Origin of the sequence: Desulfacinum hydrothermale DSM 13146 (genome assembly GCF_900176285.1) — a bacterium.
GTDB classification, from domain to species: Bacteria; Desulfobacterota; Syntrophobacteria; order Syntrophobacterales; family DSM-9756; genus Desulfacinum; species Desulfacinum hydrothermale.
Genome location: NZ_FWXF01000009.1, coordinates 82,483 through 97,661, shown reverse-complemented (window position 1 = coordinate 97,661; position 15,179 = coordinate 82,483). Strand labels below are relative to the sequence as shown.

The 15,179-nt window shown below is 60.6% G+C and carries 16 protein-coding genes; 1 reads left to right on the top strand and 15 read right to left on the bottom strand.

The features are described 5' to 3' along the window. Positions 1–10 precede the first annotated feature (10 nt). The 6 genes from B9A12_RS09615 to B9A12_RS09590 form a co-directional block, all read right to left on the bottom strand. A complete protein-coding gene (locus B9A12_RS09615) occupies positions 11–535 on the bottom strand; it encodes a (Fe-S)-binding protein (RefSeq protein WP_084057670.1) in 525 nt (174 codons plus the stop codon). A 137-nt stretch (positions 536–672) separates the two neighbouring features. Continuing rightward, positions 673–1,050 (bottom strand): putative zinc-binding protein, encoded by a 378-nt coding sequence (locus B9A12_RS09610; protein ID WP_281247912.1) that lies wholly within the window; start codon positions 1,048–1,050, stop codon positions 673–675. Positions 1,051–1,285: 235 nt separating this feature from the next. Then, entirely contained in the window at positions 1,286–1,522 is a 237-nt protein-coding gene (locus B9A12_RS09605) for a thioredoxin family protein (protein ID WP_084057668.1), read from the bottom strand. Between the two features lie 22 nt (positions 1,523–1,544). Further along, on the bottom strand, positions 1,545–2,063 hold the full coding sequence (locus B9A12_RS09600; protein ID WP_084057667.1) for a thioredoxin family protein: 519 nt from the start codon (positions 2,061–2,063) through the stop codon (positions 1,545–1,547). A 7-nt stretch (positions 2,064–2,070) separates the two neighbouring features. After that, on the bottom strand, positions 2,071–2,418 hold the full coding sequence (locus tag B9A12_RS09595) for an ArsR/SmtB family transcription factor (protein WP_084057666.1): 348 nt from the start codon (positions 2,416–2,418) through the stop codon (positions 2,071–2,073). A gap of 360 nt (positions 2,419–2,778) precedes the next feature. Further along, positions 2,779–5,679 (bottom strand): insulinase family protein, encoded by a 2,901-nt coding sequence (locus tag B9A12_RS09590; RefSeq protein ID WP_084057665.1) that lies wholly within the window; start codon positions 5,677–5,679, stop codon positions 2,779–2,781. A gap of 177 nt (positions 5,680–5,856) precedes the next feature. Here B9A12_RS09590 and B9A12_RS09585 point away from each other — a divergent pair, with 177 nt between their 5' ends. Continuing rightward, positions 5,857–6,738, top strand: coding sequence for a lytic murein transglycosylase (locus B9A12_RS09585; protein ID WP_084057664.1), 882 nt, complete (start codon positions 5,857–5,859; stop codon positions 6,736–6,738). 550 nt (positions 6,739–7,288) lie between these two features. On the opposite strand, the gene coaD is transcribed toward B9A12_RS09585, so the two are convergent. From coaD to ilvN, 9 genes are all read right to left on the bottom strand, one after another. Next, the gene (gene coaD / locus B9A12_RS09580) at positions 7,289–7,780 is read right to left on the bottom strand and encodes a pantetheine-phosphate adenylyltransferase (RefSeq protein ID WP_084057663.1); all 492 of its coding nucleotides are present in this window, start codon (positions 7,778–7,780) and stop codon (positions 7,289–7,291) included. A gap of 101 nt (positions 7,781–7,881) precedes the next feature. Continuing rightward, positions 7,882–8,430 carry a 16S rRNA (guanine(966)-N(2))-methyltransferase RsmD gene (gene rsmD / locus B9A12_RS09575; RefSeq protein ID WP_084057662.1) on the bottom strand — a complete coding sequence of 183 codons (549 nt, stop codon included), beginning with the start codon at positions 8,428–8,430 and terminating at the stop codon, positions 7,882–7,884. A 42-nt stretch (positions 8,431–8,472) separates the two neighbouring features. Then, on the bottom strand, positions 8,473–9,492 hold the full coding sequence (locus tag B9A12_RS09570) for an aspartate-semialdehyde dehydrogenase (protein ID WP_084057661.1): 1,020 nt from the start codon (positions 9,490–9,492) through the stop codon (positions 8,473–8,475). A gap of 223 nt (positions 9,493–9,715) precedes the next feature. Continuing rightward, positions 9,716–10,249, bottom strand: coding sequence for a 3-isopropylmalate dehydratase small subunit (leuD, locus tag B9A12_RS09565; RefSeq protein ID WP_084057660.1), 534 nt, complete (start codon positions 10,247–10,249; stop codon positions 9,716–9,718). A 23-nt stretch (positions 10,250–10,272) separates the two neighbouring features. Further along, positions 10,273–11,535, bottom strand: a complete 1,263-nt coding sequence (leuC, locus tag B9A12_RS09560) for a 3-isopropylmalate dehydratase large subunit (protein ID WP_084057659.1) — start codon at positions 11,533–11,535, stop codon at positions 10,273–10,275. Positions 11,536–11,690: 155 nt separating this feature from the next. After that, positions 11,691–12,542 (bottom strand): CDP-diacylglycerol--serine O-phosphatidyltransferase, encoded by an 852-nt coding sequence (gene pssA / locus B9A12_RS09555; protein ID WP_245802407.1) that lies wholly within the window; start codon positions 12,540–12,542, stop codon positions 11,691–11,693. After that, positions 12,527–13,192: a phosphatidylserine decarboxylase family protein gene (locus B9A12_RS09550; protein WP_084057657.1), complete on the bottom strand. Its 666-nt coding sequence runs from the start codon at positions 13,190–13,192 to the stop codon at positions 12,527–12,529. Before B9A12_RS09550 ends, pssA begins: the two co-directional genes overlap by 16 nt. Before the next feature lie 347 nt (positions 13,193–13,539). Then, positions 13,540–14,541 (bottom strand): ketol-acid reductoisomerase, encoded by a 1,002-nt coding sequence (ilvC, locus tag B9A12_RS09545; protein ID WP_084057656.1) that lies wholly within the window; start codon positions 14,539–14,541, stop codon positions 13,540–13,542. Positions 14,542–14,690: 149 nt separating this feature from the next. Next, positions 14,691–15,173 (bottom strand): acetolactate synthase small subunit, encoded by a 483-nt coding sequence (ilvN, locus tag B9A12_RS09540; protein ID WP_084057716.1) that lies wholly within the window; start codon positions 15,171–15,173, stop codon positions 14,691–14,693. Between the last annotated feature and the right edge of the window lie 6 nt (positions 15,174–15,179).

Below are 15,179 nucleotides of genomic sequence, written 5' to 3'. Positions count from 1 at the left end.
GTTTCTCTGATCATCCGTTCCTGTCGAAGGGCTCCAAGTAGGCGTTCAGGGCCTGAAGATCTTCCGGGGAAAGATGCGGGCAATCCTGCGGATCCTTTCCCCCTTCCGCCACTTGAACGGCGAAGACCGTGCACGTGGGAGAGCCGCAGTCCTTGCAGTTGGTTTTGGGCAGGCGCTTCAGGATGGTAAAGACCTGCGGCTTTCGAATCGGCTCGTATTTGGGGGTGATGTCCGCCCGGTTTTCCCAGATGCGATTGATCTCTTCCTTGAGCCAGTTCAGGATGTGATCCGCTTCTTCCGGGTCCTTCAGGGCGTTGATGGCGATCTGGCGGGGATGGACCGTGATGAGCTTGCCATGGGCCTTGAAGGTCACGGACGGTGGTTCGCGGGTGAACTGGGATCCGCCCAAAACCGCATTCAGGTATGGGATCACCTCACACACGTCCTGATCCAGATGGGCGATGCAGTGGACGGACTGAAACGTGGGATTGCATTCGGGGCGAAAAACTTCTTTTCGATAGCTTGTGAGCAGCATGGGCCACCTCGCTTTCGTGCGGTCCCGGAGATCCCTTCGGGATCGCCGGGCCGCGTTCTGGATTGTCTTTCCCCGACCTTCGTTCGGGTTCCGAGCGAGGCACCGTCCAATGGAACAGACCGTACAAGATGCGAGGGTCAGCTGCAGCACACTTCTTGGCTCAGTGCCTCGGTGGGAAGATCCTTGCAGGCTTTCTTCACGGCGTCCTTGACGGCGTCGATGGTACCCCGCTCCAGATCGAACTTCTTGTTCTTCTCGATTCCCAGGTCCGTGAGCACCAGGTAAGCCTTGAGGGGCACCTCCGCGTGTTCCAGAATGGCCTTGGCACATCCGACGGAACAGCCGTCGACGGCCACCATGGCCGGTACGTCCCGGGCCGATTGAACGAAACCGGAAAGATGGCCGCCGATGCCGGCCAGGCAGAACATCTTCCCAAAGCCTTCCCGTGTGAGCTCCACCGCCGCCTGATTGGCAAGCTGTCCCACATTGGATCCTCCCGAGCAGGAAAGGATCATCACATTGCCTGCGGACGATTTCGCGGTTGCGCAACAACTTTCAGCCATAGCTATGATTCCCTCCCAGGTAAGTGGTGAACTTGGCGCGGCGCTGAACCGTTGGTCTCTTTTCCAAAGGTGGAAAGACCGAGCCCACGCCCTCATCCATGGCCGGCCCTTTTGACACCTTCGGCCGGCCCTGGGTTCCGAGCCGTCTAACCCAAAAGCATGCATTGGGGCCCTTTGAGACGGCTCCCTACGCGTTCTTGAGCCACCCGATCACTTCCTCCTTCTTGGGCACCTTGCCGACACTTTTGACCTCGCCGTCGATCACCACGGCCGGGGTTCCGAAAACACCGTAGCCGGCAATCTCCATGGCATCGGTAACATGCCCTATCTGGGCGGTCACACCGGCCTCGGCCACGGCTTCCTTCACGATCGTCTCCGTCTGCTGGCACTTCTTGCAACCGGGTCCTAGTACCTTGATATCCATCGTAACCTCCTCTTGAGTGGAATCATCGTTCGTCCCCACTGGACGCGGGCGAACGAAGGGCCGAAAGAAGTAGATTCCTAAGCTTTGCCTTGGGCGGAATCCGCCCCGCAAAAAGAACGCGTTGGCCCACCAAAAGAGCGGGAACCGCCACCACCCCCATCTCCGCAATGGCCACCGGATCGCGAACGTGGTCCACAGACACCTGAAGCTGCTCCGCGCTGAGGATCTCCATGACCGTGCGTTCCGACGCATCGCACTGGGCACAACCGGGGCCCAAGATGAGCACGGAGGATTCCTCCCGAGCCTCGTCCGGGACCGGCAAGCCGGCATGGCGCAGAAGTTCCCGGTAGAAGGCGTCCGCATAGGCTTGCCGGGCAGCCGCGGGAATATAGTTTTGACGGGAAAGCTCCTCCAGCAGTCTCTGTCTGGCGGTTGGGGCGGGAAGGCTCGCCAGTTCCTTTCCCTGGGCTTCCAAGAGCTCATCCAATCCCACCACGCCCACTTTCCGACCGGCCACGTTTAAGGATCGCACCTTTGCCATGGGACCCTCATTGCCGGGAGCAGATGGTGTCCCGATCCAGCTGAGGCACCTGTTTCAGCAGGGCACGGATTTCGGGATCGTCGTTGAGCCAGTGTTTGAGATTTCCCAGCAGCGTGGCGGCGTAGGGGCTGGCTTCCCCGTCGCTGAGCCGGTAGTTGACCCACAGGCCCTCCTTGGTCTTTTGGACCAGCCCGGCGTCTTCCAGGATCTTGAGGTGCTTCGACACGGTGGGCTGGGCCAATCCGAGTCCCGCCTGAACCTCGCACACGCACAGTTGACGTTGCGACAGCATCTTGAGGATCTTGACGCGATTGGGGTCGGAAAGCGCCTTCATGACGCGAATGAATTCCTTCATGCGCTCTTTCCTCCTATATTGCCATATAAGGATATGTCATCCACTCCCGGGTGTCAACCTTGGAGGAGGCCAATCCAGGCCCGGTTCGCTTTTTTGCCGAAAAAGACGGAAAGAAGGGATGCCATGGCCTGTTCGGTCGTAACGCCGGGTGCTTTTGGCAAAAGGCCGGTTGATCCCCTTGCGCCCTGGCGACGTGGTCCGGACCCGGTTATATCCAGCGCCGCCGGACGCCGGTCGGAAAGCCCCTGGAAACGTTGCACCATGGGTGCGGCCCCTCAAAGGGGTTGCGTTGTCCTCGATCGGGCCGGGCTTCACCACTTGGAAGGTGCACCTTCTGAGGCCGGTGTGGTTCCGTGCGGCTTAGAGCACCCGGGTGATCGTCAGGCGCTCGCCCAGGCGCCGCAGGCCGTCTTCCGGGCCCAGGATCGCCACGCGGCCTTCTTGGCGAAGCACTTCCACGGCGTCGGCAAAGCGGCGAAAGTCTTCCGGTGAGGTGGCCAGCACCTCTTGGCGCAACTGCTGGCGCCGCTCGTCGTCATCTCCCGTAAGATGCCGGATGAAGGAAGTGAAGCCTTTGGCGTCCGGCAGAAGATGGCGATCCAGATCGCCGATCACGCCGATGACGCTCTTGGTCAGTTCTTCCACGGACAGATCCAGATTGCGCAAAAAGTCCGCCGTTCGGTCGTAGACTTCCAGGGTCTTTTCCAGGTTGGGGTCCCGGTAGGAAACGAAGGCCAGGTTTCCGGAAAACCGGTCCAACTGGGTGAAGGCGCCATAGGCCCCACCCTGGACGCGGATCTGATCCCACAACCAAGCCGTTCGAAGGAAGTGGGAAACCACCAACGCCGAGCCATGGAAGTGGAATCCGTGGGAAGCAAGGCAGGCACCCTTGGCCACGTAATGGACCTGGGCCGGCACGGTCAGTCCCTCATGAGCCGGTAGCAGTTCAGGATTCCAGGACGCGTCGGGGCCTCGACGATCGGGCACCGCCTCCAGCAATTCTTCCACCACGGAGGCCGTGGACCGCCAGGCGGCTTCATCCAGGGTCACATTGACGCGAAGCCGGGATCGGTCCAAAAGCGAGCGGCGAAGCTCTTCCAGATCCGCCAGGACCTGCGGCCAACTGGAATCCACGCGGTCCGCCAGGTTCCGCACGAAGTGAATGGAATCCACCCCTTTCATCTTTTCAAGCACCCAATCGGCTGGATGCAGGGAGGCCTTCAGCCGGCGGCTCACGAAGCGGTGTCCTTCCGGGATGAGGCGTGCCTCGCGCCGTGCCTTCGATTCCAGCACCATCTGTTTGAAGCGGGGCCGGTTGTCCAGCCGGATGGAGGTGAGCACATCTCGGAGAATCCGGCACAGATCCGATGCCTGACGAACCATGGCCTTACCGCGCACAAAGAGCCAGGCGCCGAATTGTCGGCCGTCGGCAAAGGCGCTGGTGCTTACTTGAGTGAAGATGCCGCCCGTGGTTCGGCTGATGCGCTGCGTCAAGGAGACATAGTCTTCCTCTTCCGTTCCCATCTCCAGGAGGGCCCTAGCGAAAAGGGGGACGTAGGGCAAGAGGCGTTGGGGAACGCCTTTCAGGTCGAAGCCCAGATCCAGGTAGAGGATTCCTCCCGTGAAGAGGTCGTGGGTCAGTACGGGAACGCCGGCCAATCGCCCCTCTTGGGCGGGGATGGTCTTGTTTTTCGGGTCCAGGTCTTCCAGGCGCAGCCGGGGAATGGTGGCCAGGGCTTCGGGGGGATCGGGCTTTTGCTGCATTTCCCGCAGCAGGCGGGTCTCTTCCACAATCTGCTGGATCTGTTCCGGGCTCAGGGATTCCTTGATGGCCTGTAGCCTTCGCGATTCCTCCTCTTCCCGGCGTCGTTCCAGCTCGGCGTCCGGCTCCAGGATGAGCGTGGTACGGTGCGGATTTTCCAGCCAGTGAGTTTGCAAGAGGCCTTCCAGATAGCCGGGCATTTCCAGGATTTTGCGCTTGGCTTCTTCCAGGGGTTTCTCGAAGGCGATGAGGGACAAGGGGTTTCCGTCGTAGAGCCAGGTGGAAAGAGACCGAAGCATCAAGGCCAGCCCCCTGGGGTAACTTCCGGTGTTGTTCTCCCGAAGGCGAAATTCCACGGTGTTGACAGCGGCCTCCACGGTTTCCCTGGCAATGCCGTTTCGGGCCAGATCTTGGAGGGTGTCCAGGATAAGGGGTTCCACCTTGTCCGTCGCGTCTGGGGAAACCCCGCGGAGCCCCGTGGAAAACATCATCTGGCGAAGCTCCCCTTCCAGCCCCACACCACACAGGTCTTCTCCCAGTCCGGAATCGATCAGGGCCTTTCTCAGGGGTGAGGCCGGCATGCCCAATAGGGCGTACTCCAGAATGTGAAGCGACAGGTTCAGTTCCGGCGGTTCCGTCTCCGGCAGAAGCCAGTTGACGGTCACAAAGGATTTGGCCGTCTCGGCTTCTCCCGCCGCGTAGGTCCGGCTGAGCCTTTTGGGTTCAGGAAAGGGCGCCTGGCGGGGAATGGCGCTGTTTACCCTTCGGGCCTGGAAATCCTTCAGATACTCTTCCAGGATCTGAAGCCGGCGATTGGGATCGTCGTCTCCATAGAAAAAGAACCAGGCGTTGGAAGGATGGTAAAAGGTTTCATGGAACGCCTTGAACTGTTCATAGGTGAGAGAAGGAATCACCTTGGGATCGCCTCCGGAATCCACGCCGTAGGGAGTGTCGGGAAAGAGGGAGTGCTGGGCGTATTCGATCACCAGACGGTCGGGAGATGAATAGGCCCCGCGCATCTCGTTGTAGACCACACCCTTGTAGGTGAGAGGGGCTTGGGGGCTGTCCAGTTCATAGTGCCAGCCTTCCTGTTTGAAGATCCACGGCGTGATGCGTGGGTAGAAGACGGCGTCCAAGTAAACGTCGATCAGGTTGTAGAAGTCCTGGTGATTCTGGCTGGCCACCGGATAGCAGGTCTTATCCGGATAGGTGAAGGCGTTGAGGAAGGTCTGGAGGGATCCCTTGAGCAGCTCCACGAAAGGTTCCTTGACGGGGTACTTGCGGGAACCGCACAGAACGGAATGTTCCAGGATGTGAGGAAGTCCCGTGGCATCCTGAGGCGGTGTGCGGAAGGTGACGCCGAAGACCTTGTTCTCATCGTCGTTTTCCATGCTCAGAACGCGAGCGCCCGTGGCTTTGTGTCTGTAGATGGTCGCCTTGGTTCGAATCTCGTCGATCACCGCGTGTTCCAGCCGTTCAAAAGCCTGGCTCCAACTCATGCGTGCCTCCCGCATCGTTAGCCCCGAGCGCCGGGATACGTCGGTCGCCGGGGAGAATGGAATGACGTTTGTCAAAAGGGTCCTGTTTTCATAACATGATCCGGGCCAATTTCGAACCAGGTCCCCTTGGTGGGGGATGTGCCCGGAACGGTGCAAACGAGTGAGGTTGTATAAACCATGAATCCAGGAACCGACAAGCGTCGCCTCATCTGGGCCCTTTTAATCTGCCTTCTTGCCGCCCTGTGGGCGGGCGTCACCCCAGCTGCCAGGACGCCGGGCGGCTATGAACGGCTGGAGGAGCGGCTGGTGGCTTTCGGCCGCTCACCCGAGGCGGTGCACCGGCTTTTTTCCGGATCGGGCGGCGCAAGGCTTAAGAACGTGGCGCTCTACATGAGGATCCAAGAAGGGAAGCTGGCCTATGACCGCTTTTTGGATCCCCAGGCGCTGGCCCAGGCGCGGCGCTTTTCGCGCCGTTACGACGAGGCCCTTCGCCAGGCCCAGGCAGCCTATGGGGTGGATCCATCGGTGGTGGTGGCCATTCTGCTCGTGGAGACCCGTCTGGGGACCCAAACGGGGAATCATCCCGTGGTGCCCTCCTTGGCGGCCTTCGCCCTCATGGAACGCAAAGACTATCGCGATCGGGTGTGGCGGATGCTACCCGCCAAGGATCGCAAGAGATGGGGACGGCGGCGCTTTGACCAGAAGCTCATCTCCCGGGCGCACTGGGCTTTGACGGAACTGGATGCTCTTGTGAGGCTCCTGGAACAAGACCGGAAGGTTTCCGGCTTGAAGGGCTCCTTCATGGGGGCCATTGGATGGGCTCAGTTCATGCCCACCAGTCTGCTTCGCTACGGAGCAGACGGCGACGGCGACGGCCAGGTGGATCTCTTCACGCCGGAAGATGCCTTCATGAGCATCGCCAACTACCTGAAAAGCCATGGCTGGAAGGATTCCGCTTCGCGATCCCATCGGGAAAAGGTTCTTTTGCGCTACAACAACAGCCGCCCGTATGTCCGCACCGTTTTGGAGATTGCGCGGCGGCTGAGCCGCGATCCGTGATCTTCTGGACCCTGCCCGGTGCTGGGGAATGGGCGTGGGGTCCGGTATCAGGCCAGGTGATTCACCCCAATAACCGCATGGAAACGAGACGGACACGGGACGCCCGCTTTGGCGGAAGGCCGGCGGTGTAAGCGGCGAAAGCCGCCATGCTGTCTTCCCCCATGCCCTCGGGGTCTGCGCCGGCCCTCATCCGGCAGCCGTCCATGGGGGGCGCGCCTTTCGGGGCTCCCACAGAAGATCTATGGGGCAGCGCGTGCGATTGGAAGCGCCCACTGGGCCCAGGAGCCTGTCCGACAAGGGCGTTTCAGCCTTTCGGGAGATTTCTAACTGCTTGAAATGCCACGGGGCCTTGTGTCCCTTTTCGAGCCTTGGTGAGGCGGGTTCCCAACCCGCCCCTACTGCCGCAAGGCCAGGCCCGTAGGGCGGGCGCTTCTGGTACCCCAACCTTCCGTTCGCACAGGAAGTGAAGAACCTGGGCCTTCTGGGGCAGTCTTCCAGGCCCGTCTTACCCAATTTTTCAGGAGGAAAGCAGGCCCCAAGAGGATCCCCGTCAGGCGTGGAGGCGCGCCTTGAGCTGCTCCTCCACCACTTCGGGCACCAGCCCTTGCACGTCCCCGCCGGAGATGACCACTTCCTTGATGATGCGGGAACTGATGTAGATCCAGCGCATGCCGGTCATGAGGTAGAGGGTTTCGATGTTGTTGTTGAGCTTGCGGTTCATGAGGGCCATCTGGAATTCGTATTCGAAGTCGCTCACGGCCCGGAGCCCTCGCAAGATGGCTTTGGCCCCCACCCGGTCCACGTAGTTGACCAGGAGGCCGTCGAAGGTGTCCACCGAGACCCGCTTTTCCAAAGGGTGTCCCTGCAGAGAGCGGCGGATGAGATCCATGCGCTCTTCCAAAGAGAACAAGGGCTGTTTGGCAGGGTTGCTGGCCACAGCGATGATCACGTGGTCGAAGATCTTGAGGGCGCGCTCCAGGAGATCCAGATGTCCATTGGTGATGGGATCGAACGATCCGGGATAGACGGCCAGCTTGTCCATGACCCCTCCTCGTGGTTGGATGAACCATATCTCAAGGCGAACGAAAGGCACAGAAGATAACGTTATCGACAAGGAAAGTCAAAAGTGTGTCCATTACGGGTTCAGTCACGGACCAGGAAGGTGATCGCCGTATCGCCGTATCGGCGTTGATCCCGGACGCTCCAGCCGTGGTAGGAGCGGGCCATGGCCTCTGAGGGAGTGTGTTCAGCCACCACCAGGGTTTCGGGAAGACTGATTCCCATGAGCAGCGGCAGCGTATCGGAAACCAGATGTTTTCCGTAGGGCGGATCCATGAAGATGATCTGGAAGTGCCGCCCTTCCTTTCGCAAACGCTCCACGGCGGCCTTGGCGGGCATGCACAGGACCCGTGCGCTCTGGTCATCCAGCCCGCAGGCCCCCATGTTCCTGCGGATGAGTTCCACCGACTTGGGATGGCTATCCACAAAGACCGCCTGGGCCGCTCCACGGCTCAGGGCCTCCAGGCCCAAAGCTCCCGTACCAGCAAAAAGGTCCAGGACAGAGGCGTCCTGGACCCTGGAACCCACAATGCTAAAGAGCGCCTCTCGGACCCGGTCGGATGTGGGTCGCACGTGCCGGGAGGCGGGGGCGAAGAGGCGGCGTCCGCGGAATCGCCCGGAGATGATGCGCACGGCGGATCGCTCCTTTCCCTCCGTCCAGCAATCCACGCAGGCTTAGAGGAGCCCTTCTTGCACCAACAGCTCTGCGATCTGCACCGCATTGGTGGCGGCACCCTTTCGGATGTTGTCGGCCACCACCCAGAAGACCAAGCCGTTTGGTATGGAGATGTCCTTGCGGATGCGCCCCACAAAGGTCTCATCGCGGCCTTCCGCATCCAGGGGCATGGGATAACGGCCCGCCAGGGGATCGTCCACCACCTGCACCCCCTGGGCCTTGGAAAGGAGCGCCACAGCGTCTTGAACCTCCAGGGGCTTGCGCATCTCCACGGCCACCGATTCACTGTGACCATAATAGACAGGCACCCGCACCGTGGTGGCGCACACCTGGATGTCCGGATCCTCGAAGATCTTGCGGGTCTCGTTGACCATCTTCATCTCCTCTTCCGTATAACCGGAATCGAGGAAGGATCCGATGTGCGGCAGGCAGTTGAAGGCGATCTGATGGGGATAGACTTCCTGCGGCAGGGGCTCACCTTTCACCGTGGCCTCCACCTGCCGGCGCAGCTCTTGGATGGCCTTCATGCCGGTTCCGGACACCGCCTGGAAGGTGGTCACCACAATGCGCTGGATGCCCACCGCATCCTGGATGGGCTTGAGCGCCACCACCATTTGAATGGTGGAGCAGTTGGGATTGGCGATGATGCCCTGGTGATGGCGCACTGCGTGCGGGTTGACTTCGGGAACCACCAGCGGGGTGTGCGGATCCATGCGAAAGGCGCTGGAATTGTCCACCACCACACAGCCGACACGGGCGGCTATGGGGGCGAACCGACGACTCACCGAGGCCCCGGCGGAAAAGAGCGCCACGTCCAGCCCCTGAAAACTATCTTCCGTGAGCTCCTCCACGCTCACCTGGGCGCCGCGAAAGGAGATCTGCTTTCCCACCGAACGGGACGAGGCCAGGAGTTTCAGTTCTCTTACGGGGAATCGTCGCTCCTCCAGCACCCGAACCATGGTGGTGCCCACCGCTCCGGTGGCTCCAACCACCGCCACGCGATAACCGTTTTGTGCCATTGTTCCCCCTCTTGTCCATGAAGATGAATCGGCGCCCAGCCCTTTGGGGGCCGGCGGCAATGATGGAATTGCGCATCATGGCGCGCCGCAGCGGCCTGAAAAGAAAGCCGTGGCGAGCGATGCACGGCCAATGGCTCGGGTCCGGAAGCGTAGACAGGAACGCCTCACGCCGGACCCCTCACAGCGGCCTGGCCGGGCAATCCACACTCACCCAAGTCGTGCCTCAGGCTGCCTGGACGCGCTTTTTTACATAAGCCATGAGCCCCCCCGCCTCCAACAATTCCATCATGAAGGGAGGGATGGGTTGGGCCTGATAGGTCTGTCCCGTGGAAAGGTTTTGGATGGTCCCCGAGCCAAGATCGATTTCCAATTGATCGCCTTCTTTCACATCTTCCACCGCCTGGGGGCATTCCAGGATGGGGAGTCCCATGTTGAAGGCGTTGCGGTAGAAGATCCGCGCAAAGCTCTTGGCCACCACGCAGGCCACCCCGGCCCCCTTGATGGCGATGGGAGCGTGCTCGCGTGACGAGCCGCAACCAAAGTTTTTCCCGGCCACGATGATGTCGCCCGGTTGCACCTTGGACGGAAAGGTCGGATCGGCGTCTTCCATGCAATGGAACGCCAGCTCCTTGGGATCGGAGGTGTTCAGGTAGCGGGCGGGGATGATGGCGTCCGTATCCACATCGTCGCCGAAGATCCAGGTCCGACCGCTCAAGACGTTGGCTTTCTTTGAGGTATGGCAACATGCACAGCCCATGTGAGTCCCCTTCGTGTGGGTGCTTAGTGTACTTCTTCCGGGTGAGCGATGCGTCCAAGGACGGCCGAAGCGGCCGCCACCGCCGGCGAGCTGAGATAAACCTCGCTTTCCGGATGTCCCATTCGGCCCACGAAATTGCGGTTGGTTGTGGCCACCGCCCTTTCTCCTTGGGCCAGAATCCCCATGTGTCCACCCAGGCAGGGTCCACACGTGGGAGTGCTCACCGCCGCGTTGGCTTCCAGGAAGATCTCCAGAAGGCCTTCCTGCATGGCTTGGCGATAGATGCGCTGGGTTGCCGGAATGATGATGCAGCGAACATGGTCGCTCACCTTGTGGCCCTTAAGGACCGCGGCTGCTTCCCGCAGATCGTCCAGACGGCCGTTGGTGCAACTGCCGATCACCACCTGGTCAATGGAGATCTCGGGAAGTTCCGTCACCGGTTTCACGTTTTCCGGAAGGTGCGGCAGGGCCACCATGGGATCCAGGGAAGAGACGTCCCAATCGTAGACCGCTTCATACCGGGCGTCCGGATCGCTTTGATGGAAGACGTACGAGCGCTGGGCTCTTCCGTCCACATAGTCACGCGTGATCTGATCGGGTTCAATGAGGCCCACCTTGGCTCCCGCCTCGATGGCCATGTTGGACATGGTCATGCGGTGGCTCATGGGCAGGTCCTGCACCACCGGTCCGGTGAACTCCATGGCCATGTAACGGGCCCCGTCCACCCCGATCTGTCCAATGGTATGGAGGATCAGGTCCTTGCCTCCCACCCAGGGCTTTCTCCGGCCGTGGTAGACGAACTTGATGGAGGCCGGCACCTTGAACCACGTGGTACCCAGAACCATGGCGGCGGCCAGATCCGTGCTCCCCACGCCGGTGGCGAAGGCCCCCAGAGCGCCGTAGGTGCACGTGTGACTGTCGGCACCGATGACCACATCACCCGGAAGGACCAGGCCCTGTTCGGGAAGAAGCGCGTGTTCGATGCCCATACGTCCCACTTCGTAATAGTGCGGAATGCCCTGTTCTCGGGCGAAATCACGCAGCATCTTCACCTGCATGGCCGATGCGATGTCCTTGTTGGGAACGAAATGGTCCGGAATCAGCGCAATGCGCTCGGGGTCGAACACCTTGTCCACCCCGGCCTCGCGAAAGGCCTGGATGGCGATGGGAGCGGTGATGTCATTTCCCAGGCAGAAGTCCACGGAGACTTCCAGTAGCTGTCCGGGTTCCACGCGCTCGCGCCCGGCATGGGCGGCGAGGATCTTTTCGGCAAGCGTCATGGACATGGTCGCTCATCCTCTCATCATCTAGCAGTCCGTAGAGAAAAAAGATGTGCAAAGGGCGTCGTTCCGCGTGGCAAGCGGCGAGCGCCGCCCTCGGGGCGTCCCAAAGGCCGATCCGCCTGTGGACCGGACCGTGGGCCTCTGGACCCTGTTTCCATTCAGCTTTGGGAATGGAGCCCTGCGGGCGGCGAGTGGCCTTCGGCGACGCCCTCATCATCGGTTTCCAGCGCCCGCTTTTTTCGGAACCGTTTCACCAGGTAGGTGACGGGCCCCGAAAGTACGTAGGCGCTGAACATGAGAAAGAGCATCACCGGCGGCTTGGCGGCCACAACCGTCAGAAGCAAGACCAGCACAAAAAGCGCGGGCAGCGGCTTTCCCTTGATCACTTCCATTTCCTTGAAGCTGTTGAAGGGAATGTTGCTGACCATGAGAAATCCCAAAACGTAGGCTTCCAGGAGGAAGATCACGAGGGTCGGGTTGTAGCTCTGGCCCTTGATCTTGAATAGAAAAAGGACGGTGGTGGCGATCATGCAGGCGGCCCCGGGGATGGGCAGTCCCACGAAGTAATTGGAAGGGCCCTGCCCTGCCTGGACGTTGAAGCGGGCCAAACGCAGCGCTCCGCAGGCCACGAAAACAAAGCCCGCCAGCCAGCCCAGTCGGCCAAAGGGCTGCAATGCCCACAGGTAGATGAGCAGCGCAGGCCCCACGCCGAAGGCCACCAGGTCCGCCAACGAATCGTATTCGATTCCAAAGCGGCTGGTGGCCTTTGCAAAGCGAGCCACTTTCCCGTCCAGGATGTCGAAAACACACGAGACCAGAATGGCCACGGCGGCATGAAAGTAGTGGCCGTTGATGCTGCTCACGATGCCGTAAAAACCCGCAAACAGATTCCCCGTGGTGAACAGATTGGGCAGGATGTAAGTACCCCGGGAGGTTTCCTCTTCCGGGTTTCGGCGTTTGCGTTTCTTCTTCCTGGCCGGATTCCTGTTGGTGTTCATTGAATGCGACATAGAATCGTCTCCCCGGCGAAGACCTTCTGACCTTTGGTTACCAGGACCTCGCCCTCCAATGGAATATAGACGTCCACACGCGAACCGAAACGGATCATGCCGAACCGTTCTCCGCGCAGGACCGAATCGCCCACTCGGGGCCAGCACACAATGCGTCGGGCAATGAGCCCGGCCACCTGGGTGAGTACCACGTCGGAGCCGCTATCCGTCTGGATCCAGAGCCAGTTTTGTTCATTTTCCAGACCAGCACGTTTCTTGTTCGCCGCCAGGAATCGGCCTTTTCGATAATGGAGGCCGGCCACGCGACCGCTCACCGGAACCCGGTTCACATGCACGTCAAAGATATTCATGAAGATGCTGATCTTCCACATGGGACGGTCGGTAAAGCACGTTTCCTCTTGCTTTTCCACGGCGATGATCCGTCCGTCCGCAGGACAGATCACCTCCCCCGCCTCGGCGTTGGACCAGCGCACGGGGTCACGAAAGAAGTGCACCATGAGCAGGGTCACCGTGAGCAAGATGACCGTGACGGGATGCCAGTGGGACACCGCACTCACCAGAGTGGCGAAGCCGGCGGCCGAAACATAGGGCAACCCCTCGCGGGCAAAGGGAATGTGCCGGGATCGCTTTCGGAAATCATTACCGGGCAATGGCGTGCTCCTTTCGAGCCGGTTCACCAGGAGGCTTTCTGATAATGGCCTCTCTTCCTTTTGGGCTTTTCTGACCAGTTGAAATTCTACCGGCCCCCTGGTGCTTTTGGAATTCTCGGGCAGCCTAGGTGGGGCGGGTTCGGAACCCGCCCCTGCTTAAAGGCCCGGCTGGCAGCACAGGCCCGCCTGGTGGTCCCAACCTTCCGTTCGTACAAGAAGGGAGCAACCTGGGCGTTCTCAGAAAAGCTCCGAGGGCCGGTTCTCCATACAAAACCACCGCGGGAGCTGCAAGGTTTTTGTTGCTCGAACAGCTGCCGCGGTGACCTCTGATGACTGGAAAATCCTCTTTAGTCGAATTTCTTGGGCTCCAGGAAAGGCATCATGGCCCGAAGGCGCGCCCCCACCTCTTCCACCTGATGGGCGCGCTCCCGCCGGCGCATGGACCGGAACATGGCCGTCCCCGCCTGGTTTTCCAGGATCCACTCTCGGGCGAACTGGCCCGTCTGGATCTCCCGAAGGATCTTCTTCATCTCCTTGCGCGTTTCGTCCGTGATGATGCGCCGGCCCCGGGTGTAATCGCCGTATTCGGCCGTATCGCTGATGGAATAGCGCATGTAGGACAGGCCGCCTTGGTAGATGAGATCCACGATCAACTTCAATTCATGCATGCACTCGAAAAAGGCGATTTCCGGCTGGTATCCGGCCTCCACCAAGGTCTCAAACCCCGCCTTGATGAGTTCCGAAACGCCGCCGCAAAGAACAGCCTGTTCGCCGAACAGGTCCGTTTCCGTCTCTTCCTGAAAGGTGGTCTCCATAACACCCGCCCGGGTGGCACCGATGCCCTTGGCGTAGGCCAGAGCGGTCTGCAGGGCCTGGCCGGTGGCGTCCTGCTCGACGGCCACCAGAGCGGGAACTCCGGCGCCCCGCACGTATTCGCTTCGCACCAGGTGACCGGGGCCCTTGGGAGCCACCATCACCACGTCCACATCCGCCGGGGGGACAATTTGCCCAAAATGGATGTTGAACCCGTGGGAAAAGAGGAGCGTCTTTCCCGCACTCATGAAAGGGGCCACATCGTCACGGTAGAGCTGAGCCTGAATGTGGTCGGGGACCAGCATCTGGATCACATCGGCCGCTTCGGCCGCCTCCCGCGCACTCACCGGCTCAAAACCGTCTTCCACGGCCTTTTGGTAGTTCGCCGACCCGGGCCGTTGGCCCACGATAACGTCCATGCCACTGTCGCGCAGATTCTGGGCCTGGGCGTGCCCCTGACTGCCGTATCCGATCACAGCCACCTTTTTTCCCTGCAACACCTTCGCATCCGCATCCGCGTCATAGAAAATCCGCATTCACTCTCCTCCTACGTCTCCCTTCCCAGGGGATGGTTGCAAAAAACGCCCGCCTTGGGTGGGAAGGCTGCGCCCTTCCCACCTGCACGGAGGCGGGGGTCTATGATCTGCTCCACAGGGGACCCTAATCTATCCGGTCCGCTGAGCGCTCAGCGCTTCTTGGCGCGGGCCAAGGCCGCCTTGCCGGTTCGGGCCACCTCCACGATGCCGATCTGTCCCAGGAGCTCCAGGATGGCGTTGATCTTGCCATCGTCTCCCGTCACTTCAATGGTAAAGAAATGGGGACTCACGTCCACCACCTTGGCCCGAAAGATATCGACGATCCGCAAGACCTCCGCCCGGGTGGCCTGCTCGGCCCGCACCTTAATCAGGGCCATCTCCCGCTCCACAAACTCGGTATCGCGAAAGTCGATCACCTTGATCACGTTGATCAGCTTATTGAGCTGCTTGATGATCTGTTCCAGGATATGCTGATCTCCGGATGTCACCAGGGTGATGCGCGAAAGCCCCGGCTCATTGGTCACGGCCACCGTGAGGGACTCGATGTTGAAGCCCCGCCCGCTGAAAAGCCCCGCCACGCGCGAGAGCACGCCGGGCTGGTTTTCCACCAACACGCCAATGGTATGTCGCAGTCCGTT

Coding starts and splice junctions, on each gene's coding strand:
- B9A12_RS09615 (WP_084057670.1), bottom strand. CDS start 535: ATGCTGCTCACAAGCTATCGAAAAGAAGTTTTTCGCCCCGAATGCAAT.
- B9A12_RS09610 (WP_281247912.1), bottom strand. CDS start 1,050: ATGATCCTTTCCTGCTCGGGAGGATCCAATGTGGGACAGCTTGCCAAT.
- B9A12_RS09605 (WP_084057668.1), bottom strand. CDS start 1,522: ATGGATATCAAGGTACTAGGACCCGGTTGCAAGAAGTGCCAGCAGACG.
- B9A12_RS09600 (WP_084057667.1), bottom strand. CDS start 2,063: ATGGCAAAGGTGCGATCCTTAAACGTGGCCGGTCGGAAAGTGGGCGTG.
- B9A12_RS09595 (WP_084057666.1), bottom strand. CDS start 2,418: ATGAAGGAATTCATTCGCGTCATGAAGGCGCTTTCCGACCCCAATCGC.
- B9A12_RS09590 (WP_084057665.1), bottom strand. CDS start 5,679: ATGAGTTGGAGCCAGGCTTTTGAACGGCTGGAACACGCGGTGATCGAC.
- B9A12_RS09585 (WP_084057664.1), top strand. CDS start 5,857: ATGAATCCAGGAACCGACAAGCGTCGCCTCATCTGGGCCCTTTTAATC.
- coaD (WP_084057663.1), bottom strand. CDS start 7,780: ATGGACAAGCTGGCCGTCTATCCCGGATCGTTCGATCCCATCACCAAT.
- B9A12_RS09570 (WP_084057661.1), bottom strand. CDS start 9,492: ATGGCACAAAACGGTTATCGCGTGGCGGTGGTTGGAGCCACCGGAGCG.
- leuD (WP_084057660.1), bottom strand. CDS start 10,249: ATGGGCTGTGCATGTTGCCATACCTCAAAGAAAGCCAACGTCTTGAGC.
- leuC (WP_084057659.1), bottom strand. CDS start 11,535: ATGTCCATGACGCTTGCCGAAAAGATCCTCGCCGCCCATGCCGGGCGC.
- pssA (WP_245802407.1), bottom strand. CDS start 12,542: ATGTCGCATTCAATGAACACCAACAGGAATCCGGCCAGGAAGAAGAAA.
- ilvC (WP_084057656.1), bottom strand. CDS start 14,541: ATGCGGATTTTCTATGACGCGGATGCGGATGCGAAGGTGTTGCAGGGA.